Source organism: Pseudomonas sp. DR208, assembly GCF_019823005.1.
Lineage (GTDB): Bacteria > Pseudomonadota > Gammaproteobacteria > Pseudomonadales > Pseudomonadaceae > Aquipseudomonas > Aquipseudomonas extremorientalis.
This window is the reverse complement of the sequence record NZ_CP081944.1, coordinates 3,679,256-3,702,024: the sequence shown is the minus strand read 5'-3', so window position 1 is coordinate 3,702,024 and position 22,769 is coordinate 3,679,256. Positions and strand designations below refer to the sequence as shown.

At 61.3% G+C, this 22,769-nt stretch carries 15 protein-coding genes; 4 read left to right on the top strand and 11 right to left on the bottom strand.

Features of this window, described 5'->3' with window-relative positions:
- Positions 1-7 precede the first annotated feature (7 nt).
- On the bottom strand, positions 8-1,276 hold the full coding sequence (locus K5K89_RS16895) for a chloride channel protein (RefSeq protein ID WP_222539850.1): 1,269 nt from the start codon (positions 1,274-1,276) through the stop codon (positions 8-10).
- Between the two features lie 192 nt (positions 1,277-1,468).
- On the opposite strand from K5K89_RS16895, the gene K5K89_RS16890 reads away from it, so the two are divergent.
- The gene (locus tag K5K89_RS16890; protein WP_058427606.1) at positions 1,469-2,281 is read left to right on the top strand and encodes a crotonase/enoyl-CoA hydratase family protein; all 813 of its coding nucleotides are present in this window, start codon (positions 1,469-1,471) and stop codon (positions 2,279-2,281) included.
- Positions 2,282-2,286: 5 nt separating this feature from the next.
- Complete coding sequence (gene nudC, locus K5K89_RS16885) at positions 2,287-3,120, top strand: NAD(+) diphosphatase (protein WP_071490566.1); 834 nt, start codon at positions 2,287-2,289, stop codon at positions 3,118-3,120.
- Here nudC and K5K89_RS16880 read toward each other — a convergent pair.
- The 3 genes from K5K89_RS16880 to K5K89_RS16870 all read right to left on the bottom strand — a co-directional run bounded on the left by K5K89_RS16880 (position 3,088) and on the right by K5K89_RS16870 (position 5,830).
- Positions 3,088-3,867, bottom strand: coding sequence for a TSUP family transporter (locus K5K89_RS16880; RefSeq protein ID WP_071490565.1), 780 nt, complete (start codon positions 3,865-3,867; stop codon positions 3,088-3,090). The two genes, nudC and K5K89_RS16880, sit on opposite strands and share 33 nt — an antisense overlap.
- Before the next feature lie 179 nt (positions 3,868-4,046).
- Positions 4,047-4,766 carry a phosphatidylcholine synthase gene (gene pcsA / locus K5K89_RS16875; RefSeq protein ID WP_058427603.1) on the bottom strand — a complete coding sequence of 240 codons (720 nt, stop codon included), beginning with the start codon at positions 4,764-4,766 and terminating at the stop codon, positions 4,047-4,049.
- Positions 4,767-4,915: 149 nt separating this feature from the next.
- The gene (locus tag K5K89_RS16870; protein WP_222539849.1) at positions 4,916-5,830 is read right to left on the bottom strand and encodes a class I SAM-dependent methyltransferase; all 915 of its coding nucleotides are present in this window, start codon (positions 5,828-5,830) and stop codon (positions 4,916-4,918) included.
- Between the two features lie 191 nt (positions 5,831-6,021).
- Between K5K89_RS16870 and mdeB the strand changes: the two genes are divergently transcribed.
- Positions 6,022-8,688 carry an alpha-ketoglutarate dehydrogenase gene (mdeB, locus tag K5K89_RS16865; protein WP_222539848.1) on the top strand — a complete coding sequence of 889 codons (2,667 nt, stop codon included), beginning with the start codon at positions 6,022-6,024 and terminating at the stop codon, positions 8,686-8,688.
- Between the two features lies 1 nt (position 8,689).
- Here mdeB and K5K89_RS16860 read toward each other — a convergent pair whose 3' ends face one another.
- The 4 genes from K5K89_RS16860 to K5K89_RS16845 all read right to left on the bottom strand — a co-directional run bounded on the left by K5K89_RS16860 (position 8,690) and on the right by K5K89_RS16845 (position 12,792).
- Entirely contained in the window at positions 8,690-9,178 is a 489-nt protein-coding gene (locus tag K5K89_RS16860; protein ID WP_071490562.1) for a DUF1289 domain-containing protein, read from the bottom strand.
- A gap of 136 nt (positions 9,179-9,314) precedes the next feature.
- Positions 9,315-10,565, bottom strand: a complete 1,251-nt coding sequence (locus tag K5K89_RS16855; RefSeq protein WP_076955315.1) for a ribonucleotide-diphosphate reductase subunit beta — start codon at positions 10,563-10,565, stop codon at positions 9,315-9,317.
- 185 nt (positions 10,566-10,750) lie between these two features.
- On the bottom strand, positions 10,751-12,055 hold the full coding sequence (locus K5K89_RS16850; protein ID WP_071490715.1) for an ATP-binding protein: 1,305 nt from the start codon (positions 12,053-12,055) through the stop codon (positions 10,751-10,753).
- On the bottom strand, positions 12,052-12,792 hold the full coding sequence (locus K5K89_RS16845) for a response regulator (protein WP_222539847.1): 741 nt from the start codon (positions 12,790-12,792) through the stop codon (positions 12,052-12,054). The genes K5K89_RS16850 and K5K89_RS16845 overlap by 4 nt, the downstream gene beginning before the upstream one ends.
- Positions 12,793-13,197: 405 nt before the next feature.
- Here K5K89_RS16845 and K5K89_RS16840 point away from each other — a divergent pair, with 405 nt between their 5' ends.
- On the top strand, positions 13,198-14,427 hold the full coding sequence (locus K5K89_RS16840; RefSeq protein WP_222539846.1) for a M20/M25/M40 family metallo-hydrolase: 1,230 nt from the start codon (positions 13,198-13,200) through the stop codon (positions 14,425-14,427).
- Between the two features lie 166 nt (positions 14,428-14,593).
- On the opposite strand, the gene K5K89_RS16835 is transcribed toward K5K89_RS16840, so the two are convergent.
- From K5K89_RS16835 to K5K89_RS16825, 3 genes are all read right to left on the bottom strand, one after another.
- Positions 14,594-14,914: a contact-dependent growth inhibition system immunity protein gene (locus K5K89_RS16835; RefSeq protein WP_092250883.1), complete on the bottom strand. Its 321-nt coding sequence runs from the start codon at positions 14,912-14,914 to the stop codon at positions 14,594-14,596.
- On the bottom strand, positions 14,911-19,551 hold the full coding sequence (locus K5K89_RS16830) for an RHS repeat-associated core domain-containing protein (RefSeq protein ID WP_222541723.1): 4,641 nt from the start codon (positions 19,549-19,551) through the stop codon (positions 14,911-14,913). The genes K5K89_RS16835 and K5K89_RS16830 overlap by 4 nt, the downstream gene beginning before the upstream one ends.
- Before the next feature lie 134 nt (positions 19,552-19,685).
- Positions 19,686-22,769: an efflux RND transporter permease subunit gene (locus tag K5K89_RS16825; protein ID WP_222539845.1), complete on the bottom strand. Its 3,084-nt coding sequence runs from the start codon at positions 22,767-22,769 to the stop codon at positions 19,686-19,688.

The following is a 22,769-nucleotide window of genomic DNA, read 5'->3' as shown; positions in this document are numbered from 1 at the left end:
ATGGCGCTTAGTCAGGCTTTTTTCCAGCAGTTTCCATGCGTTGGCACAGCTTGCCCACGCACACCGCGCCGACCACTGCGAGGATGATCGGCACCAGGAAGTCATGGTCGATGCGGGTGAATTCCGCCACCAGCACAACCGCGGTCAGGGGCATGTTCATGCTGGCGGCGAGGAACGCCGCTGCGCCGATGATTGCAAACGCTCCGAGGGGCACACCCGGCCACACCAGGCTCCAGGCGCCGCCGAGGATGATCGCCAGTAACGCGCCATTCGCCAGGCCGGGGGTGAGCAGGCCGCCTTCGGCCCCGGCGCGCAGGCTGCTGGTGGTGATCAGCACCTTGACCACCAGCAACAGTGCGGCCAGGCCGATGCTCAGCTCATTGTCGAAACCCAGTTGCGCCGGGCCTTTGCCGTTGCCGAGAATCTGCGGCAGCAGCATTGCCAGTCCGCCGATGACGCTGAAGTTGATCAACGCCAATACCGGCAGGCGCCAGCCTCTGGCGGCGTTCGCCCGCGCAGCGCCGGTGAGGCGGGTGAAACCATAGGCGGCCAATCCAAACACTGGCCCACACACCACGGCCCAGGCGATCAGCACCGGGCTCAGCACAAAATGCGGCACGACGTATTGCGACTCCGCCCCCAGCCCGATCCACGCCACCGCTGCACCAATCGCCGAAGTGGCCAGCGCAATCAGCGCCGCTGGCCAACTGAATGCGCCCACCAGTACTTCCAGTACAAACATCGCGCCGCCCAACGGCACGTTGTACACCGCCGCCAGCCCGGCCCCCGCGCCGCAAGCCACGATCAGGCGGTGCATGGGCGGTTCGAGCCGGGCGTGTCGGGACAGCCAGGTGGCGGCCAGTGCACCGACCTCACGGGGCGCCACTTCACGCCCCAGCGGCGAGCCGAGAGCCACGGTGATGATCTGCAACAGCGCGTGGGCGAGGGTGGTTTTGGGCGGCATGATCGGCATCTGTTCCGACACCGCCCGCTTGATGCTCACCAGCGGGCGGCCGTAGCGATAGAGCGTCCACCAGCCCAACCCGGCAACCAGGCCGCATACCACCAGCACCCGCAAACGGCGCTCCGGCGCGGCGGCGGTCACGCCCCACAGAAAGGTTTCGTGGCTGACCAGGCTGTCGAGACTGTACCCGTACGCCAGGTGCTGAATACCGTGCAGCAGCAGGGCCAGGAGCATCCCGCCCAGGCCCGCGCCAACGCCGGTCAACACGACCACCAAGGCAAGAATCAGCGACGAACGCAACGTGGACGGCATAGACGGCTCCAGGCAAGGGCCCTGATTGTATAGCCGATAAGCCGGGCCTCCGGGATCAAATGTATCGGTGCTGCCTGAACCTTGCGCCCACAACATTCCATTACGTTTGCCCGTCCCGTTTTTGGCCGATGTGCCGTCACACACACTTGTTATAGTTCGGGCCTTATCACTCGCCAGTCAGGGATCACTGCCATGTCCGAATACCAAGCTTTCGTCGTCGAACTCACCGGCAACGTTGCCCATGTGCAGATCAACCGCCCGGAAAAGATCAACGCGATGAACGCCGCGTTCTGGACCGAAATCATCGACATCTTCCAGTGGGTGGAAGACACCGACGCCGTGCGCGCCGTGGTACTCAGCGGCGCCGGCAAGCATTTCTCCTCTGGCATCGACCTGATGATGCTGGCCTCGGTCGCCAATGACTTTGGCAAGGATGTCGGTCGCAACGCCCGCCTGCTGCGGCGCAAGATCCTCGAACTGCAAGCCTCGTTCAACGCCGTCGACAACTGCCGCAAGCCGGTGCTGGCGGCGATCCAGGGTTACTGCATCGGCGGCGCCATCGACCTGATCAGCGCTTGTGACATGCGCTACGCCGCCGAAGGCGCGCAATTCTCGATCAAGGAAATCGACATCGGCATGGCCGCCGACGTCGGCACCCTGCAGCGTCTGCCGCGCATCATCGGCGACGGCATGCTGCGCGAGCTGGCCTACACCGGTCGCCAGTTCGGCGCCGAGGAGGCGCGCAGCATCGGCCTGGTCAATCGCGTCTACGCCGATCAGGACAGCCTGTTGGCCGGCGTGATGGAGATTGCCCATGAAATCGCCGCCAAATCGCCGATTGCGGTCACCGGCACCAAGGCCATGATCAGCTACATGCGTGACCATACAGTCAATGACGGCCTGGAATACGTTGCCACCTGGAACTCGGCTATGTTGCAATCCAACGACCTGCGCGTGGCCATCGCGGCCCATATGAGCAAGCAGAAACCCGAATTCGTGGATTGACTGACATGACCCCAGGCTGGATTACCACAACGCTGCTGGACAACGACGCCCCTGGCGGCTGGGCCGTCGCCCGCAGCCGCGACGGCTTTTTGCACGACACCAATGGCCCGCTGTTCCCGAGGGAATGGCTCAAGCGCCAGGACCTGTCGGTGTTCGCCGAGCATGGCATCGGCCACCTCGATGGCGAGCCGGTGTACCTGCTGGAACTCGACTCGGCGGCTGAAGTGCCGGGCTGCAGTTGGCAGGGCCTGCGCGGCTTCATGCTGCAAGGCGATCACACCTTGTACAAAGTGCTGGGCTATGCGGCGCAGATCGGTACTTGGGCACGGGAGCACCGGTTCTGTGGCAGTTGCGGCCAGGCCATGGTCCAGGTGCCACGGGAACGCGCGATGTACTGCCAGGCCTGCGACCTGCGTAGCTACCCGCGGATTTCGCCGAGCATGATCGTGCTGGTGACCCGTGGCGACGAGATCCTGCTGGCGCGTTCGCCACGCTTTGTCACGGGGGTCTACAGCACCCTGGCGGGGTTTGCCGAGCCGGGTGAGTCGGCCGAAGACTGCCTGGTCCGCGAGGTCCGCGAAGAGGTGCAGGTGGAGGTCAAGAACATCCAGTACATGGGCAGCCAGTGCTGGCCGTTCCCGCACTCGATGATGCTGGGCTTCCATGCCGAATACGCCGGTGGCGACATCGTGCCCCAGGCCGATGAGATCGAGGACGCGCAGTGGTTCAACATCCATGACCTGCCGCCGTTGCCGGCGTCACGTTCGATCGCGCGTTACCTGATCGACCTCTACCTGGCCCGTCGACTAGGCCACGCTGAACCAGTGTTGCCAGGCTAGGCGCACTGTCAGGCCGAGGACCACGGTGATAAACACCGGGCGAATGAATTTGGCGCCGCCGCTGATCGCGCTGCGTGCGCCAAAGAACGCGCCACACATCACCGAAACGCCCATGGCCAGGCCGACGATCCAGTCCACCGAACCATTGACGATGAACACCGTCAGCGCCGCTGCGTTGCTGACGAAGTTCATGCTGCGCGCCACGCCGCTGGCCTTGACCAGGTCGATGGGGTGCAACAGCATCGTGCTCACCGTCCAGAACGCCCCGGTGCCCGGGCCCGCCACGCCATCGTAGAAGCCCAGGCCGAAGCCCTGGGTGGCTTGCCATTTCTTCTTGATCGGCGCGTCGGCATCCAGCGGCGCCTTGGGCGTGCCGCCGAACAGCAGGTACACACCACAGGCGAACACAATCACTGGCAGCATCTTGTTCAGGGTTTCGGCCGGCAAGTAATGGGCGACCACGGCGCCGGTTAGTGCGCCGATCAGCGTACCGACGATGGCGTGCACCCACTGGCGCGGGTGGAACAGTTTGCGGCGATAGAAGGTGAAACTGGCGGTGGCCGAGCCGAAGGTGGAACTGAGCTTGTTGGTGCCCAATACCAAATGCGGTGGCATGCCGGCGGTGAGCAGGGCGGGTGTGGTCAGCAGGCCGCCGCCACCGGCAATGGCGTCGATAAAACCGGCGATAAAGGCAACCACCGCCAGGATGGCGAGGGTGGTGAGGTCTACGCTGAGTTCGAAGGGCATGGGCAGGGCTTATTCTTGGCAGGGCGCTATGCGAAAGGCCGCCATCTTACTCGCGGGGAGTCTGCAAATCCAAATGTGGGAGGGGGCTTGCCCCCGATTGCGGTGTTCCAGCTAACTCATCTGTAGCTGATCCACCGCTATCGGGGGCAAGCCCCCTCCCACATTGTTACTGCGTCGACTTACGATCGATGTGTTTCGATCCACTCCAACGCCGTACGCCAGATACAAATCCCGAGGAAATACGCCGACATCACCGACCACAATCCAAACGTCCACGGGTTGGTATTCGGGTAATCCACCACCATCAAGAAGCTGCACAGCAACCAGATCGTGGTCACCGCGATGTTGATCGGCATGAACCGCTTCACCCGGAACGGGTGCAGGAACTTCATCGGCGTCACGGTCAGCAGGGCCAGGCCAATCACGGTGAGCAAGGTGACCCAGGCTTCCGGCTGGATGATATACACGCACAGCGCCACCACGTTCCAGGCGGCGGGGAAGCCGACGAAGTAGTTGTCCTTGCTCTTCATGTTGACGTTGCAGAAGCAGAACAACGACGACACCAGGATCACCGACACCGTGAACAGGTGGGTAAAGTCCGGCAGGTCGATATAGCGGTAGATAAACAGTGCGGGAATGAACACATAGGTGAGGTAATCGATCACCAGGTCCAGCACCGAGCCGTCAAAGCTTGGCAATACCGTGCTGACATTCACCCGGCGCGCGAGCGAGCCATCGACCCCGTCCACCACCAATGCCAGGCCAAGCCACAGCAGGCAGGCCTTCGGCGAGTTTTCCAGCAGCGCCAGGGTGGCCAGGAAGGCCAATACCACACCGGTGGCGGTAAAGCCGTGGGCGCCCCAGGCTTTGAGTCTGGCTACATGCAGGGTCGATATCACGGGCGGTTCTCCAAAAGGTGAAACGGGGCAGCCGACAACGTGACGCCGTCGAGTCTGGCCGGGGAATGCAGGTATCGACCGGGAAGGGGGTAAGAAGGTTCACCACCCCGGTGTATCACTTAGCGTAGCAAGCGTAAGACATTTCGGCATCAACCCTGGCGGAACACCAGTGCCTTCAAGCCACTTTGCGGGTCGATATCCGGAAACTCCGGCGGGTTTGCCAGGCGCTCCACAAAGCGCAGGCCCGGCGCTTCGCGGGTCACGCCGTCGATCAGGAAGTCTTCGCCGAAGGCCGGGTCGTTCATGCAGGCCAGCACCGTGCCCTGTGGCGTGAGTAAATCCGGCAGCCGGCGCAGCACGCGTTGGTAGTCCTTGGTCAGCAGAAAGCTGCCTTTCTGGAACGAGGGCGGGTCGATGATCACCAGGTCGTAGGGGCCGCTGTTGGTAACCTTGGCCCAGGACTTGAACAGGTCATGGCCCAGGAAACTCACCTTGCTCAGGTCATGACCGTTGAGACGATGGTTGTCGCGGCCACGGCTCAAGGCGCTGCGGGCCATGTCCAGGTTCACCACATGCTCGGCGCCGCCTTCGATGGCCGCCACGGAAAACCCGCAGGTGTAGGCAAACAGGTTGAGCACACGCATGCCCCTGGCCTGTTCGCGCACCCAGTTGCGGCCATGACGCATGTCGAGGAACAGCCCGCTATTCTGTTTCTTGCCCAGGTCGATCAGGTAGCGCAGGCCGCCTTCGACGATGATCTGCTCTTCGACGGGCTCGCCTACCAGCCATTCGGTGGTGCTTTGCGGCAGGTAGCGGTGTTGCAGGGCCACGGTATAACGGCCGAACTGGCTGCGCAGCAGCTGTTTCAGCGCGTCCAGTTGTGCCGCGTCGGGCTCCTTGAACAATGACACCAGCAATACGCCTTGCAACCAGTCCACCGTCAGTTGCTCCAGGCCCGGCCAGCAACGACCACGGCCGTGGAACAGGCGGCGGGTTTCGCTCGGCGGAGCCTGCAGGGCAGCGAGCAAATGAGCGTGCAGGGTGGCGAGTGCTTCTGGGTTCATCGTTAAACGTCATTGATTGAGCGGGCGGCATTTTAAACACAGTTGCAGGGTTGCGGGTGGCTTGAGCACAACGTGCTGCAAAAAAGTGAGTTGGCAGTGATTCATGCTCAATATGCTGAAAGCAGCGCTTGAGAACAGGCAAAAAATCCTTCGGTGCCGACATAAACTGGAAAAAAAGCCTGGAGGTGCCCATGAACGGTTTCACGACAGCGGTGATTGACCAGCAAGAGCTGGATGAATGGCGCGACGCCCTCGCCTCACTGGCGGCGAACGCCGGCCCGGCACGGGCGCGCCAGATCCTCGATGTGCTGGCACAGGATGCCAGTGCCCCGCACATTGACTGGAAACCGCGCCACGGCACGCCCTACATCAATAGCATCAGCGTCGAGCAGCAGCCGGCGTTTCCGGGCGACCTCGCCACCGAAGAACGCCTGGCTTCACTGGTGCGCTGGAACGCCCTGGCCATGGTGGTGCGCGCCAACCAGGCCTATGGCGAACTCGGCGGGCATATCGCCAGTTACGCCAGCGCGGCAGACTTGTTCGAGGTGGGTTTCAACCATTTCTTCCGTGCCCGCAGCGACAGCTTTGGCGGTGACCTGGTGTTCTATCAGCCGCATTCCGCGCCTGGCATTTATGCGCGGGCGTTCCTTGAAGGCCGCTTGAGTGAAGCCGACCTGGCCCACTATCGCCAGGAGATCGGCGGGCCAAAGGGAGGCGCACGCGGCCTGTCCAGCTATCCCCACCCCTGGCTGATGCCGGATTTCTGGCAGTTCCCCACCGGTTCCATGGGGATCGGCCCCATCAGTTCGATTTTCCAGGCGCGCTTCATGCGCTACTTGCAGCATCGCGGCTTGCTGGACGCCACTGACCGCCACGTGTGGGGTGTGTTCGGCGACGGCGAGATGGACGAGCCGGAAAGCATGTCCGCCTTGACCCTGGCCGCCCGCGAAGGCCTGGACAACCTCACCTGGGTGGTCAACTGCAACCTGCAACGCCTCGACGGCCCGGTGCGCGGCAACGGGCGCATCATCGATGAACTGGAAGCCTTGTTTGCCGGCGCCGGCTGGAACGTGATCAAACTGGTGTGGGGCTCGGACTGGGATGCGTTGTTGGCCAAGGATGCCGACGGTTCGCTGGTCAACACCTTGTCCAATACGGTTGACGGCCAATTCCAGACCTTTGCCGCCAAGGACGGCGCCTACAACCGCGAACACTTCTTTGGCCAGAGTGAATCCCTGGCCCGGCTGGTCGAGGGCCTGAGCGACGAACAGATCGACCGCCTCAAGCGTGGCGGCCACGACATGGTCAAGATTCACGCGGCCTACCACGCGGCGCGGCGGGTCAAGGGTAGGCCCACGGTGATCCTGGCCCAGACCAAAAAGGGCTTCGGCATGGGCGAAGCCGGGCAGGGCAAGATGACCACCCACCAGCAGAAGAAACTCGACCGCGATGCGCTGATCGCCTTCCGCAATCGCTTCCAGTTGCCGCTGACCGATGAGCAGACCGAGTCCCTGAGCTTCTTCAAACCGGCAGACGACAGCGTCGAACTGCGCTACCTGCACCAGCGGCGCAATGCGTTGGGCGGCTACGTGCCCAGTCGCAGCCAGGCCGCCGCGCCTGTCGCCGTGCCGGCGGTATCGGGCTACGCCGGTTTTGCCACGGCCGCCGACGGCAAGGAAATGTCCACCACTATGGCATTCGTGCGCATGCTCACCAACCTGCTCAAGGACAAAGCCCTGGGCCCGCGCATCGTGCCCATCGTCGCCGATGAAGCGCGCACCTTCGGCATGGCCAACCTGTTCAAGCAGATCGGCATCTATTCCAGCGTCGGCCAGCGCTACGAGCCGGAAGACATCGGCTCGATCCTCAGCTACCGCGAAGCCACCGATGGGCAGATCCTGGAGGAGGGCATCAGCGAAGCCAGCGCCATCAGCTCCTGGGTTGCGGCGGCCACCAGTTATTCAGTCCACGGCCTGCGCATGTTGCCGTTCTACATCTATTACTCGATGTTCGGCTTCCAGCGCGTCGGCGACCTGATCTGGGCCGCGGCCGACCAGCGCGCCCGTGGCTTCCTGCTTGGCGCCACGGCCGGGCGCACCACCCTCGGTGGCGAGGGCTTGCAGCACCAGGACGGCAGCAGCCACCTCACGGCGGCCACCGTGCCCAACTGCCGCGCCTACGACCCGGCGTTTGCCGGTGAATTCGCGGTGATCCTCGACCACGGCATGCGCCAGATGCTGGAGCACGATGTGGACGAGTTCTACTACGTGACCCTGATGAACGAAAACTACCCGCAGGCGAGCCTCCCGGAAGGCGTGGAAACGGCGATCATCAAGGGCATGTATCGCTTGCAAGGTACGGTCGATGCCAAGGTGCGCCTGTTGGGTTCCGGCACGCTGGTGCGCGAGGCGCAAGCGGCGGCGCAGTTGCTGGCGGAGGATTGGCAGGTGGCGAGCGAGGTGTTCAGCGTGACCAGTTTCAGCGAACTGGCGCGGGAAGCGCGGGAGGTGGAACGCTGGAATCGCTTGCATCCGCAGCAGACGGCGCGTGTCAGCCACTTGGCTGAATGCTTGCCCAAGGGCGCGCCGGTGGTGGCTGTGTCCGACTACGTGCGGGCTGTGCCGCAGATGATCGGTTCGTATCTGGATTCCAGCTACACCGTGCTCGGTACTGACGGATTCGGGCGCAGTGATACACGGGCGGCGTTGCGCGATTTCTTTGAGGTGGATCGCCATCATCTCGTGCTGGCAGCGTTGACGGCGTTGGTGGAGCAGGGGCATCTGCAAGCGCGGGTGTGCCAGGAGGCTATCGAGCGTTACAACGTGCAGACTGAGCGCGGAGCCGCCTGGAACGGCTGAGTTAAAAGCTGGCTATCAGTGGAGGCCCAAAAGCCTCCCTGATAAACCCCGGCGCGATATACCGCTCGTAATGCGCCTCGGACAACAGGAAAAACTCCCGGTCAATCGCATCGCGCAGATCCGCCAGGCTGCGCTCGCGAAACTCCGGCAGCAACCCCAACCCATACGCCTCCAGTCTGGAAATCACTCTAGCCCCCCGCGCAATCAGCTGGTACGCCCAGCAATAGGGCGATTGGTGCGGCACAAAGCGGATCTTGCGATTCTCCAGTTGCTGGCGCAGCAGGTGCGCGTCGAACACCTGCAGCTTGCTGGCCATTACCTGCACCAGCAGTTGTTCCAGTCGCAGCCACACCGCCTGTTTTTCCTCGGCGTTGTAGCCGTTCCACTGGATCACTTCGTGGTGATAGCGTTTGCAGCCGCGGCAGACCAGGTCTCCGTAGACGGTGGAGCACAGGCCGACGCAAGGGGTCTTGATGGTTTGATTGGGCATAAGAGGCAATTTGCAAAGATTTATCGCGCACCGCAACCCATGTGGGAGGGGGCTTGCCCCCGATTGCGGTGCATCAGTCACTGAAGCTTGAGCTGAACGAACGTCATCGGGGGCAAGCCCCCTCCCACATGTGGAGTCAGTCCCAGCTCAGCGCGCCGCCAGTCTGGTACTCGATCACACGGGTCTCGAAGAAGTTTTTCTCTTTCTTCAAGTCCATGATCTCGCTCATCCACGGGAATGGGTTGGTGGTACCTGGGTACTCTTCCTTCAACCCAATCTGCGACAGACGACGGTTAGCAATGAACTTGAGGTAATCCTCCATCATCGCTGCGTTCATGCCGAGTACCCCACGCGGCATAGTGTCACGAGCGTATTCGATCTCCAGCTGAGTCCCTTGCAGGATCATCTGGGTCGCTTCTTCCTTCATCTCGGCATCCCACAAATGCGGGTTTTCGATTTTGATCTGGTTGATCACATCGATACCGAAGTTCAGGTGCATCGACTCGTCACGCAGGATGTACTGGAACTGCTCGGCGACGCCGGTCATTTTGTTGCGACGGCCCATGGACAGGATCTGGGTGAAGCCGCAGTAGAAGAAGATGCCTTCCAGGACGCAGTAGTAGGCGACCAGGTTGCGCAGCAGCTCCTTGTCGGTCTCGACGGTGCCGGTTTCGAACTTCGGATCGGAGATCGAGCGGGTGTACTTCAGGCCCCAGGCGGCCTTTTTCGCGACCGATGGGATCTCGTGGTACATGTTGAAGATCTCGCCTTCATCCATGGCCAACGATTCGATGCAGTACTGGTAGGCGTGGGTGTGGATCGCTTCTTCGAAGGCCTGGCGCAGGATGTACTGGCGGCACTCCGGGTTGGTGATCAGGCGGTACACGGCCAGCACCAGGTTGTTGGCGACCAGGGAGTCGGCGGTGGAGAAGAAGCCCAGGTTGCGCATGACGATGCGGCGTTCGTCGTCGGTCAGGCCTTCGGGGTTTTTCCACAGGGCGATGTCGGCGGTCATGTTGACCTCTTGCGGCATCCAGTGGTTGGCGCAGCCGTCGAGGTACTTCTGCCAGGCCCAGTCGTACTTGAACGGCACGAGTTGGTTGAGGTCGGCGCGGCAGTTGATCATGCGCTTTTCGTCAACGGCGACGCGGGCGGAGGCGCCTTCGAGTTCGGCGAGGCCTTCGGCGACGTCGAGTTTGTCGAGGGCGGCCTTGGCGCGGATGATCGCGGCGGAGTCGTTGGCGGTCACATTACGGGCTTCCAGCGCAGCCGCGGCGCCGGCGCCGTCGAGGCGGTCCATGTTGGCTTCGCTGGCGTGGCCGGCATTGGCGCCCTTGATCACCGCTGCACCGGTGTCTTCGTTGTCGACTTCATCCCAACTCAGCATGGAAATGCTCCTTCCTGGTATTCGAAAAATAAGTGTTTTTGCAGGCTTCAGGCATTGAAATACTGCGCATAGTGTGGTCGATAAATACCGAGGCTGCACACTATGTAGTGGTCTATTCTGTTTGTGGGCACACTATATGGTGTGTAACAAGACTGGTCAACGTGCAGGAATCACGTTGGCCTGCTTTAAAGGCTGATCTTGATCTGCGCGCACAACCCACCTTCCGGCCGGTTGCTCAACGTTAACGAGCCCCCGATCGCCACCACCAGTTGCTGGGCAATCGCCAGCCCCAGGCCGGTGCCGCCGGTGCCGCGGTTGCGTGAGCTTTCCACGCGGTAGAACGGCTGCATCACCTGCACCAGTTCGTCCTCGGCAATGCCCGGGCCGTTGTCGAGTACCTTGATCGACAGCTCGCCATCGGCGGTCGAACCGACCTCCAGCTGCGCGGCGCCGGCGAACTTGAGGGCGTTGTCCACCAGGTTCACCAGCACCCGGCGCAGGGCGTGAGGGCGGGTGTCGAGAACTACCGCGCTTTTGCCGCTGAGGCTCACCTGTTTGTGCATGTCCTGGTAGTCGAACACCAGGCTGTCAAGGAAGGCGTCGAGGTTGATACGGTGGCTGGCTTCGGTGGCGCCGTGGACGCTGCGTGCGTAGGCAACCCCCTCGCGCACCAGGTGCTCCATTTCCCCGAGGTCGCTCCAGAGTTTGTCGCGTTCGGCACAATCCTCCATGAATTCGGCGCGCAGTTTCATGCGGGTGATCGGGGTTTGCAGGTCATGGGAAATTGCCGCGAGGATCTGCATGCGTTCCTTCAGGTATTCGGCGATGCGTTGTTGCATGGCGTTGAACGCAACCGCGGCATGGGCTACTTCGGTGGGGCCTGTTTCGTCCAGCGGCGTGGGGTGAGCGTTAGGGTCCAGGGTCTCCACGGCGCGCGCCAGGCGGGTCAGCGGGCGGATGGCCAGGCGCACGGCGAACCAGGTGCAGCCCAGCAGCAGCGCCAGTTGCAGCACCAGCACCACCGGCAGCCAGTACGCGACGGGCAGCATGGAGGGGCGCACGTCGAGGGTGATCGGGTTGCCGTCGGCCAGGGTCAGGTGCGCCTGGAAGTGCTTCTGCATCCCGGGGATGTCGCGGAAGGTCAGCGCGTAGTGTTCACCCAATGCATCGGCAATCGAGGTGGCGGCCATGGGCACGTCGTCGCTGCGCATCGGCTCGCCGGTTTCGCCGGCGTTGAGCAGGTAGCGGTAGTTTTGCCGATCCAGGCGCGGCAGCCAGCTGGCGCGCTCGTCGGCGGGCAGCCGGTCGAGGATCGCCACCGAGGTGGCCACGTCGTTTTCCAGGTTGCCCAGCATGGCGGTGCGCGCGCTGATGTAGCGCTCATAGAACTGCGCGCTGAAGGACAAGCCATGGGCGCACACCAGGCTGATCAGGAAGATCAGCGACAACTGTGACGCCAGGGTACGCGGCCAGCCAAACCTTAAGGTCATTGCTCGGCCTCGAGGATTTCCACCGGCAGGGAGAACACGTAGCCCTCGCTGCGCACGGTCTTGATGTAGGCCGGTTCGCGGGCGTCGTCCAGCAGGCGTTGGCGCAGGCGGCTCACCAGCAGGTCGATGGAACGGTCGAACAGGTCGGCGTCGCGGCCCTGGGTCAGGTTGAGCAACTGGTCGCGGTTGAGCACGCGCTGGGGGTGATCGAGGAACACCCGCAGCAGGCGGTATTCGGCGCCGCTCAGGGCGACCAGGGTGTCGTCTTCGTCGAGCAGGTGGCGGGCGGTGGTGTCCAGGCGCCAACGGCCGAAACGGATCAGCCGCCCGGTCTCGCTGACCACCAGGTTCGGCGGCAGCATCCGCGTGCGGCGCAGCACCGCGTTGATGCGCGCCAGCAGCTCACGGGCGGCGAACGGTTTGACCAGGTAATCGTCCGCGCCCATTTCCAGGCCGATGATGCGGTCGGTTTCATCATTGCGTGCGGTCAGCATCAACACCGGCGTGGCTTTGTGCTTGCCCACCCGCAGCTCGCGGCACAGCTGCAAACCGTCGTCGCCGGGCATCATGATGTCCAGCACGATCAGGTCCACCGGGGTGGTCTCGAGGAAGCTGCGCATCTGGCGGCCGTCGGCGACCACGGTGGTGCGCATGCCGTTCTTTTTCAAGTAGTTGCCCACCAGTTCGCGGATTTCCCGGTCGTCATCGACGATCAGGATGTGATCGACATGATCCATGCTGCCTTCCTCGTTAAATGCTTGTTGGGGCGCAGTCTAGCCACTGGCGCCGGCCTTGCCTTGTACCCTTTGTATTCCAGTGTATCTGGCGATAAGGAGATACACGACGAAGCAAAAAGGCTGGTGCGACAGGTTTTATCCCGCTGCATAGCCGATAAACGGTTATGTACTAATAAACTTCTAATATTTCTAGTGAATAGCCACGGCCTTGGCTGGAAGCGAGCAGGTTGCGCCCGCGCAGGCGGTCGAGGGCTTCGTTGAGGGGGCACTTGCTCACGCCCTCTGATGCAACGCATCACGGCTGCTCTGCTGCTGGGTGTGGCGGTGCGGTGCGCGAGGGTTGGTTGCGATCAGTCTGTGGGGTAGGGTGTCACGGCACCTTCCAACAAAAACAAGGATCGGTTCATGCTCTTCACCTTCCGCCGTACACTCTTGGCCGCAACCTTGGCCATGTCCTTCGCTGTGCCGGCCTACAGCGCCGAGCCCCATAAACAGATCCAGGCCCAATCCGAACACTACAAGGCCGACGCCCTGAAACTGCTGGAGCGCCTGGTAAATATCGACTCGGGCTCAGGTTATGAACCGGGCCTGACCCAAGTGCGCGACATCGCCGTGGATGAGCTGAAACAGCTGGGCTTTTCCATCGAGCTGGTGCCGGACAAAGCCGCCAACAACAGCCACGTGGTCGCCACCCTAAAGGGCACCGGCAAAGCCAGAATCCTGTTGATGGCCCATATGGACACCGTGTTCAAGGAAGGCTCGGCCGCCGAGCGCCCGTTCCACATCAAGGACGGCCGCGCCTATGGCCCCGGCGTGATGGATGACAAAGGCGGCATCGTCGCCGGCATCTACGCGCTCAGAGTCCTCAAGGACCAGGGCTTCAAGGACTACGCGCAAATCACCTTCCTGCTCGATGCCAGTGAAGAAACCGGCTCCGACGCCGCCTCCGAGCTGATCCGCCAAACCGCCAAGGCCCACGACGTCACCCTCAACCTCGAACCCGGGCGCCCAGCCGATGGCCTGGTGGTGTGGCGCAAAGGCAGCGCTACCGCCGTGGTCGAGGTCAAAGGCAAAGCCGCCCACGCCGGCGTCTCCCCGGAACTCGGCCGTAACGCCGCTATGGAAGCGGCGCACCAGATCCTGCAACTGGGCAAGCTGGGGGATGCTGAGAAGAAAACCACCATCAACTTCACCGTGATCAAGGCCGGCGACCGCACCAACGTCATTCCCGACCAGGCCATGGCCAAGGCGGATGTGCGCGCGGCGTTGCCGGAAGAGTTTGATCGCATCGAGAAGGATCTGGCACGGGTGTCGGCCAACAAGCTGATCCCCGAGACCGAAGTGAAGACCAGCCTGCAGCGCGGGCTGCCACCGATGCCGCAGACACCGGAGTCGGACAAGCTGGTGGCGATTGCCCAGGGGATTTATGGGGAGTTGGGCAAGACGTTGACGATTGAAGGCAGTGGCGGTGCGGCGGATGCCAGCTTGTCAGCCGGGGTAGGCACGCCGACGTTGGATGGGTTTGGGATTGTTGGCGGGAATATTCATACGCCGGAGGAGTATGCGGAGGTGGAGAGTGTGGTGCCGCGGGTTTATCTGTTGAGTCGGATGATTATGGAACTTTCGAAGCGGTGATTTTCCGCTGATTGACACCCTTTTGTGGTGAGCAGGCTTGCCCTGCGTTGGGCTGTGTAGCAGCCCCAAAACAGACAATGCCGTTTCACCTGAAGACATCTATCGCCTGGATTGGGGCCGCTTTGCGGCCCAACGCAGGGCAAGCCTGCTCACCACAGGGTGCTTTTCAATCAGGATTTTCTCGTTTTACCAAGTACTCATTAAATTTCACAATAATGTGATTCAACCATGATCGTCCTGAAGCCCATTGACTGGGGTAGTAGTAATAACAGTGCTGCTCGTGTAGTAAGTTATTTTGAAGGGTGGACTCGTCTGTATAGTTACTTATTAGTTCTAGAATTTCATTTTTTACAGTTATTATTGTGCTTTCTGATGAGTCAAGTAGGAAAGAGTCAATGACTTCGTCAGCTGATGAGTGTTCCAGTGTCCAGTCTTGATTGAAGTAAGCACCGAAAAATTGCTGCAACTCTGTCAGTGGATTATTCATTTTTCTGGGTATCCTGTCAGTAATAGATAGCCATCCGGCATATTAGCTCTTTTCTTCAGAACTAAAATGAAATTGTAAACGGGTATGGGGGTTTCAGTGCCTCTAATAATACTCACGCCTACCGGCCGGTTAGAACTGTCTTTGATTAGATGTTTGTTATTTTCTCCTTCTAAGAACTCTAAAATTTCGTTCCGATGTTTTTTTAAGCTCCTAGATACTAGTGCTTCTGCTTCTTCTAGGTTTTTGAACGTTGATGCTGCAGGTATGTGCGGTTCCAGATTTAGCCTTGTAATCAGTTGTGCTTCCGTCTGTGCAACATGCTTTTCAATTAAGTGCCCGCCGGCATTTTCATGTGCTTCTAGTACGCCGCCAGGGCAATTTACAACTTTACAGCTCAGTCCTAGCGGATCTACCCACGCAGTCGGATTGGGTACGTACTGGTAAGCATTGATCCCTCCCGCCAGCTTCACCGGGTCCGGCGTCAGGTACCGACCAACATCCGGATTGTAGTAGCGATGGCGGTTGTAGTGCAGCCCGCTTTCCTGATCGAAATACTGACCCTGGAAACGCAGCGGATTGTCGACTTTTCCGATGTCGAGGCGGGTGATTTCCCCGTAGGCACGGTAATGCGCCGACCAGACGATTTCGCCATCCGGGGCGGTGAGTTCTTGCGGGGTGCCCAAGTGGTCGAGCTGGTAGTGGTAGGCCTTGGTTTCCTTGGGGCCGAAGCCTTCCAGCAAGGCTAGCGGACGGAAGCTGTCCGGCTCGTACAGGTAGCTGCGATGCCGATCCGCATGGTGTTCGGCAATCAGCTTGTCGCCTTGCCAGAAAAACTCGGTGGTGATGCCGTCGACGGTTTTGCTGATACGCCGCCCAAACGGGTCGTAGCGGTAACTGGCGGTCTGGCCGTTGGGCGTTTTAATACCGATCAGGCGGTGCTGGCAGTCGTAGCGGTACTCGGTGACGAGTTGATGGCCCTTACCGCGTCGTTCGCGGATGAGGTTGCCGAAGGCGTCGTAGTCGTAATGGTGGTCGCCCTGGATCATCAGGCGGTTGCCAGCGACGATGTCGGGGCCGGGGCGGTTTTGCATGAGCAGGTTGCCGGCGGGGTCGTGGCCGAAGCGTTCCTGCTCGCCTTGGGTGTGGTCGGCGCGGGTGAGGCGGTTGAGTGGGTCGTAGTGGTAGCGGTGTTCACCTTTGCGAGTGTCGAGCAGGCGGGTGAGGTTGCCGGTTTTGTCGTAGTCGTAGTGGCGGCGGTAGACCGGGCCTTCGGCGTCATTGATGCTCTGGTTGAACAGGCGGCCTTGGTGGTCGTGTTGGTAGTGGCTGAGCAGTTGGCCTTGTTGGCGTTGCTGTTCGCGGCCAGCGTGGAACAGGTGTGAGGTGAGTACTGCGCTGTTCAGTTCGACGGTGGCGAGGTGGCCGCCTTTGTCGTGAGTGAAGGTGAGGCGGTTGTTGTCCGGCAGGCGCAGGTTTTGCAGGTGGCCGCAGGCGTCGTAGCCGTAGCGCAGGGTGCCCCAGCCTTGGTGTTCGGCGGTGAGGCGGTTTTGGCTGTCGTACTCGTAGGCCAGGGCCCAGTGGCCGTCTTCGACGCTGAGGAGATTGCCCTGGCGGTCGTAGGTGTAATCGACGGTATTGCCATCGGGTAGGGTTTTTCTGATGAGGCGTCCGGCATGGTCGCGCTGGTAACGGGTAACCAGCTGACTGCCGTCATCGCCGTGTTCGGTCTTTTCCTGAAGGTTGCCGTTGAGGTCGTATACGTACGCCGTGCGCTGACCGTCAAAACCGGTTTCCTGCTGGATCAGGCCGTTGTTGTGGTACTGGAGCCGGTAGGTTTCGCCCACCTCGTTTTCGATCTCGGTCAGCAGTAACCGCGCGTTGTCGTAGCGGTACTTGATCTGGCTGCCATCGGCATTGATGCGGCGGCTGATCAGGTGCAGGCCGTCGGCGTATTCGTAGCGGGTGACGTGGCCCTGTTCGTCGCGTTCGGCGGTGATTTTTCCGTAAGCGTTGTAGGTATATTTACGCGTGTCGCCGCTCGGCAAGACGACCTGGACTAACCGCCCAACGTCGTTCCACTGGTACTGGGTCAGCGCGCCATGCTCATCCTCACGCGCAATCTGTCGCCCCAGATCGTCATAGCGATAACGCTTGATCCCACCATTGGGCAACTGCTCCTCAAGCAACTGCCCGCGCTCGTTCCACACCAGCCGCTGACAGCTGTGATCCGGATACCAAACCCCAACCAACTGTCCGTATTTGTTGTAGGTGTAATCGGTAACGTGACCGTCAGGATCGGTCTTGCGCGTTACATCGCCCTGATCATTGCGCTCATACTTCCAAACCGCCTGACCCCGCCTTACAACCCGTACGAACCCGTTGTCATGCTCGTAGGTCGTCGGCTCATCGTCCCCCGGAAACACGGCCACCAAGCGCCCGGCTTCGTCGTACTGATACGCCGTGATCGCGCCCAGCGGATCCTGCTCAACCGTCAGCCGGCCTTTTTCATCGTAGGATTTGAAGTGCTCGGCCCCGTCAGGATCAACCCGCTGCACCAGCCGCGCCCGCTGGTCATGTACGTAGACTTCCTGGCTACCATCGGCGTTAAACACCGTGACCTGGCCGTTGTCATCCCAGGCATAGCGCGTGTCCATCTGCGAGAAACTCGCCCAATGCCGCACACACCGCGCCGTCTTGCCCGACCGTTCCCACTCCCAGTAGAAACTCGCTCCACCGGCCAAACCGCGCTCAAGAATGACGTGCTGTTCGTCGTACCGATAAACCTCGCTTTCACCGACGGCATTGGTCGCGCAAATCAGCCGTCCCAAGTCGTCATACGCGTAGGAAACAACCGTCTGCTCCGTCACCCAAACAAACGGACCCTCATCCACAACGCGATGAATCTGGTAATCCACCGCCACGATGCGGCCCGACGCGTAGCGCAAAAACAGCGAGCGCCCGACGCCGTTATCCACCCGCTCAATACGCCCCAGAAAATCCCGGGAAATGCGCAGGCGGTTGTCATACGCATCGCTGATCGCTGTCAGCACACCGTCGCGGAAGTGGTAGAAACGTGACGCCTGGGCCAGTACCAGTTCATCAGGCAGCGAACCCAGATAGATCGCCGCTTCGGCCAGGCTGTTGGTGATTGCAGGGCGAGAAGTCGACGGCAAGGGCAGGGTAGTGGAGCGGTTTTCATGATCGGTCCACACCACCGCATCACCCACAACCACCAGCCGATGCGCCAGCGCATGACTCCAGCCAAACCCCAACCCACAATCCACTTCAACCGCACTGGTGCGATACAACCGCGTCCACTCAAACGGCAAGATCCCGTCCAGCGTCCCATCGGTGAGGGTCAGGAATTCCTCGCCGGTGACCATCGACACCGGGCAGCCGTTGGTGGCGGTTTTGTCCGAAGATGCCGCCGCATCCCCAGCCGGATTCTTCGCAACAGCCGGCACGTCATCCACATGCTCTTGCTGAACTAACGCCGTTCGCTGGGACTTGTTGCGCACCACCGGCACCGCGTTGGAAACCACCTGATCCCCGGCCTTCAACGGTGCATCCGGAATCACCCGGATCGGCGTCGCGGAGCTACCCAGCAGCAACGGCCTGGCCGCCTCGACATGCGCCTCCAACCGAGGCCCGACCAACTGGTCCGCGAGCATCTCCAGCCACTGGCGAGCCCGGCCAGGCTTGATGTGACTCATCACCTGGGCACCCAGGCGCACGGTCACGCCCATGGCTCCCGCAACCCTCACCAACAGCAAAGCGATCAACACGTCGCCGGTGATTTCCCCCATCACCTCGCTCATCGCTTGCGGCGGCAACATCCGTATCCAACTGCAGATCGCCGACAGGTAGATAAACATCAGCGGCTCGTCGCTGAGCACAAGCAGGCCCTGGGCAATGGTGTCCTTGCCCAGTTTCAACAGTTCATCCAGTTCAGCCTGGGAGACGTACTGCAGCAGTTTCTGGCTATTGCTCTTGAGGTCCGCCAGCAGGTCGTACAGTTGTGTGAAATTGTCCCAAAGGCTGTAGAACGCCTTACCCATGCCATGAAGAAACGCCTTCTCCAGCAGCCTGCGTTGATCAAGCGGGCTGGCGTCTGTGTAGTCTTTCCACTGGGCTTCGAAGGTGTTTTTCCACTCTTCGCGCAGGCGAACTTCCAACCCATCAATCACCGATTGATAAGACGCATACAGCGCCTTGAGGTGATCCTCGGAAACGTTGGGATAGAAGCTGACCCGGTATTGCTGGTCGCGCTCACACTGGTCGATTTCGAGGATGCCGCTCGGGCCGATGGTCGTGTGGATCGGCTCGCCCAGTGGGCCGCCGTTGGGGTCGACACACTGCACCATCACCGGCGTGTTGCCGATGGGTACAAATCGCGTGCTTTGGAACAGGTGCACCAGGGTCAGCTTGCCGTTGGCCTGGCAAGTCGCAACGGTGGTGCTTGGGTAAAGAGAACGGTTGACCGGCGCGACCAGCGCCACTTCATCCCCGACCTTGAAGACTTGCTCGACATCCAGCGCCGAAACGCTCCAAAAGCTTGAGGCCCATGCGTCAAAGGTATTCAGGCATTCCCGGAAATCGCGAAAGACGCGCTCGATATCGACCGTCTTCACATCCATTGGGGTCAGGGCCAGCCTGCCAATGGCCGGGTTCAAGAAACAGCTCCAACAACCAGAAAGTCCATCTGCAATCCCTCGCACTGTGTAGTCAGGCGAGGGACTTTGCGGACCTTTTCAGGGGAGGGGAGTAGAGCTTATCCGGCGCTTACGTGGGACGTTTCGACAACTCTCGTCTTCTCCCGCCCCAGCACCAGGCTGCACAGCGCCGGCAAGAACAACAGCGTCAACACGGTGCCCACCAGCACCCCACCGATGAGCACATAGGCCAGGGACGACCAGAACACCGACAACGTCAGCGGAATAAACGCCAGCGCCGCCGCCAGCGCGGTCAGGATCACCGGCCGTGCACGCCGCACGGTGGCTTCAATGATCGCCTCGCGAATGGCCATGCCGTGGTCCTGGTTCTGGCGAATCTGGTCGGTAAAGATCAGCGTGTTGCGCATCAGTATCCCGCCAATCCCGATCAAGCCCAGGATTGCGTTGAACCCGAACGGCTGGTTGAACAGCAGCAAGGTCGGCACCGCACCGATCAAGCCCAGCGGCGCCGTGGCGAAGACCATGAACATCACGCCGAACGAGCGCACCTGGAACATGATCACCGTGAGGGTCAGCAGGATCATGATCGGGAACAGCGCGGCCAGGGCGACGTTGGCCTTTGCGCTTTCTTCCACCGGGCCGCCGATGTCGATCTGGTAACCGGCGGGCAGTGTGGCAATCAGCGGCTGCAGGTCTTTGTACACGGCCATTTCCACGTCGGGCGGTTGCACGCCGTCGATGATGTCGGCGCGCACTTCGACGGTGGTCGCGCGGTTGCGGCGCTTGAGGATCGGTTCTTCCATCACCGCCTGGAAATGCCCGACCTGGGCCAGCGGCACGGAGGTGCCGGCGCTGTTGGTGAGGGTCATGTTGTTGAGGTTGCCGAGGTCTTCGCGCTGGCTGCCCTGGGCGCGAGCGACCACGGAGACGGTACGGTTGCCTTCGCGCACTTCGGTGATGGGGTTGCCGCTGAGCAGGGCGTTGAGCTGGGATTTGACCTCGTTGGGGGTGAAGCCCAGCAAGCGCAGGCGGTCCTGATCCAGCACCAGGCGATAGCCGCTGGTGCGCTCGCCCCAATCGAGGAAGGCATCCTTGGTCAACTTGTTGGCGGCGACGACTTTGCGCACGGCTTCGGACACGCCACGCAGCATATCCACATTCGGGCCGGACACACGGAACACCACCGGGAATGGCACAGGCGGGCCGAACAGCAACTGCGTGACGCGTACCCGCGCCGCCGGGAACTCACCGGCCGCAATCCGCTCGCGCATGCGCAGTTTCAATGCATCGCGGGCATGGGAGTCCGGGGTCTGCACGATCAGCTTGGCAAACGCCGGGTCCGGCAGTTCAGGGTTCAGCGACAGGAAAAAGCGTGGCGCACCGCCGCCAACATAGGTGTCGACCATCGTGGTTTGCGGCTCTTGCAGCAGGGCTTTTTCCAACCGTGCGGCTACCGCTTCGGTACTTTTAAAGGCGCTGCCCGGCGGCATGTACACCTCAAGAATCAGTTCGGAACGGTCGGAGTTGGGAAAGAACTGCTTCTTCACCACACCCATGCCCAGCCCGCACAGCACAAACGCCACCACCACCAGCCCGGTCACCAGCCAGCGCCTGCGCACACAGGCCTCCACCAGCGTGCGCAGTTTCTGGTAGTAGCGCCCGGCGTAGATTGCGTCATGCCCGCCGGGCACCGGCTTGATCTGCGGTAGCAGCTTCACGCCCAGGTAAGGTGTGAACACCACCGCCACCAGCCAGGATGAAATCAGCGCAAAACCGACGATCCAGAAGATATTGCCGGCATATTCCCCGGCGCCGGAGCGCGCAAAACCCACCGGTAGAAAGCCGATGATCGTCACCAGCGTGCCGGTGAGCATCGGCGCCGCTGTGGAGCTCCAGGCAAAGGTGGCGGCGTGGATGCGGTCGAAACCTTCCTCCAGTTTCACCACCATCATCTCGATGGCGATGATCGCGTCATCCACCAATAACCCCAGGGAAATGATCAGCGCGCCCAGGGTAATGCGGTCGAATTCACGCCCGGTCAGCAGCATGATCACAAACACCACCGACAAGGTCAGCGGCACCGCAGCGGCCACCACCAGGCCGACACGAAAGCCCAAGGCCAACAGGCTGATGACCATCACCACGGCGAGGGCAACGAAGAACTTGAGCATGAACTCGTTGACCGCCAGGCTGATGTTTTTCGCCTGGTCGGAGACTTTGGCGAAGTTGACCCCGAGCGGCAGGTCGGCCTGGATTCTGGCTTCCTGGGCCTTGAGGCTCTTGTCCAGTTCCAGGCCGTTCCAGTGTTTCTCCATGATCACGCCGAGCATCAGCGCCGGGTCGCCCTGGTGGCGGATGCGGTAGCTGGGCGGGTCTTCATAACCTCGGCTGACGGTGGCCACATCGGCGATGCGCAGCACGCGGCCGTTGACTTCCAGCGGCACGTTTTCGATCAGTGACAGGCTGTCGAACGCGCCGTCGATACGGATGTAGGCACGGGCGCCGGCGGTCTCTACAAAGCCCGACGGCGCCACGGCGTTCTGCGCGGCCAACGCCGAGAAAATCTGATCCGGCTTGATGCCCAGGGTCGCCAGACGCTCATAGGAAAACTCCACGAACACCCGTTGCGCCTGCTCGCCGAGGATATTGACCTTCTTCACCCCTGGCAGGTTGAGGAAACCCTGGCGCAGTTCCTCAGCCATCTGCACCTGCTGTCGATGGGGCAGGTGTTCGGCCTCCAGGGCGTACAGCGCAAAATACACATCGGAATATTCATCGTTGAAGAACGGCCCGCTCACGCCCTTGGGCAGTCTGGCGGCTTCATCGCTGAGTTTTTTTCGGGTCTGGTAGAACAGGTCCTGGATTTCGCTGGGCCGCGTGGACTCCTTGTACGTCATGCGCATTGACACGAAACCCGGCTGGGCGATGGTCTCGACGCGGTCGTAGTAGTCCAGTTCCTGCAGGCGTTTTTCCAGGCGGTCGGCCACTTGCTCCTGCATTTCCTGGGCGGTGGCGCCGGGCCAGGCGGCAGTGATGGTCATCACCTTGACGGTGAAGGACGGGTCTTCGGCGCGACCGAGCTTGCCAAACGAGAACACCCCGGCGGCCAGGATCGCAATGATCAGGAACAACGTGACCGCACGGTGCTTGACCGCCAGTTCAGAGAGGTTGATACCGCGCAT

Coding starts and splice junctions, on each gene's coding strand:
- K5K89_RS16895 (WP_222539850.1), bottom strand. CDS start 1,276: ATGCCGTCCACGTTGCGTTCGTCGCTGATTCTTGCCTTGGTGGTCGTG.
- K5K89_RS16890 (WP_058427606.1), top strand. CDS start 1,469: ATGTCCGAATACCAAGCTTTCGTCGTCGAACTCACCGGCAACGTTGCC.
- nudC (WP_071490566.1), top strand. CDS start 2,287: ATGACCCCAGGCTGGATTACCACAACGCTGCTGGACAACGACGCCCCT.
- K5K89_RS16880 (WP_071490565.1), bottom strand. CDS start 3,867: ATGCCCTTCGAACTCAGCGTAGACCTCACCACCCTCGCCATCCTGGCG.
- K5K89_RS16870 (WP_222539849.1), bottom strand. CDS start 5,830: ATGAACCCAGAAGCACTCGCCACCCTGCACGCTCATTTGCTCGCTGCC.
- mdeB (WP_222539848.1), top strand. CDS start 6,022: ATGAACGGTTTCACGACAGCGGTGATTGACCAGCAAGAGCTGGATGAA.
- K5K89_RS16860 (WP_071490562.1), bottom strand. CDS start 9,178: ATGCCCAATCAAACCATCAAGACCCCTTGCGTCGGCCTGTGCTCCACC.
- K5K89_RS16855 (WP_076955315.1), bottom strand. CDS start 10,565: ATGCTGAGTTGGGATGAAGTCGACAACGAAGACACCGGTGCAGCGGTG.
- K5K89_RS16850 (WP_071490715.1), bottom strand. CDS start 12,055: ATGACCTTAAGGTTTGGCTGGCCGCGTACCCTGGCGTCACAGTTGTCG.
- K5K89_RS16845 (WP_222539847.1), bottom strand. CDS start 12,792: ATGGATCATGTCGATCACATCCTGATCGTCGATGACGACCGGGAAATC.
- K5K89_RS16840 (WP_222539846.1), top strand. CDS start 13,198: ATGCTCTTCACCTTCCGCCGTACACTCTTGGCCGCAACCTTGGCCATG.
- K5K89_RS16835 (WP_092250883.1), bottom strand. CDS start 14,914: ATGAATAATCCACTGACAGAGTTGCAGCAATTTTTCGGTGCTTACTTC.
- K5K89_RS16830 (WP_222541723.1), bottom strand. CDS start 19,551: ATGGATGTGAAGACGGTCGATATCGAGCGCGTCTTTCGCGATTTCCGG.
- K5K89_RS16825 (WP_222539845.1), bottom strand. CDS start 22,769: ATGCGCGGTATCAACCTCTCTGAACTGGCGGTCAAGCACCGTGCGGTC.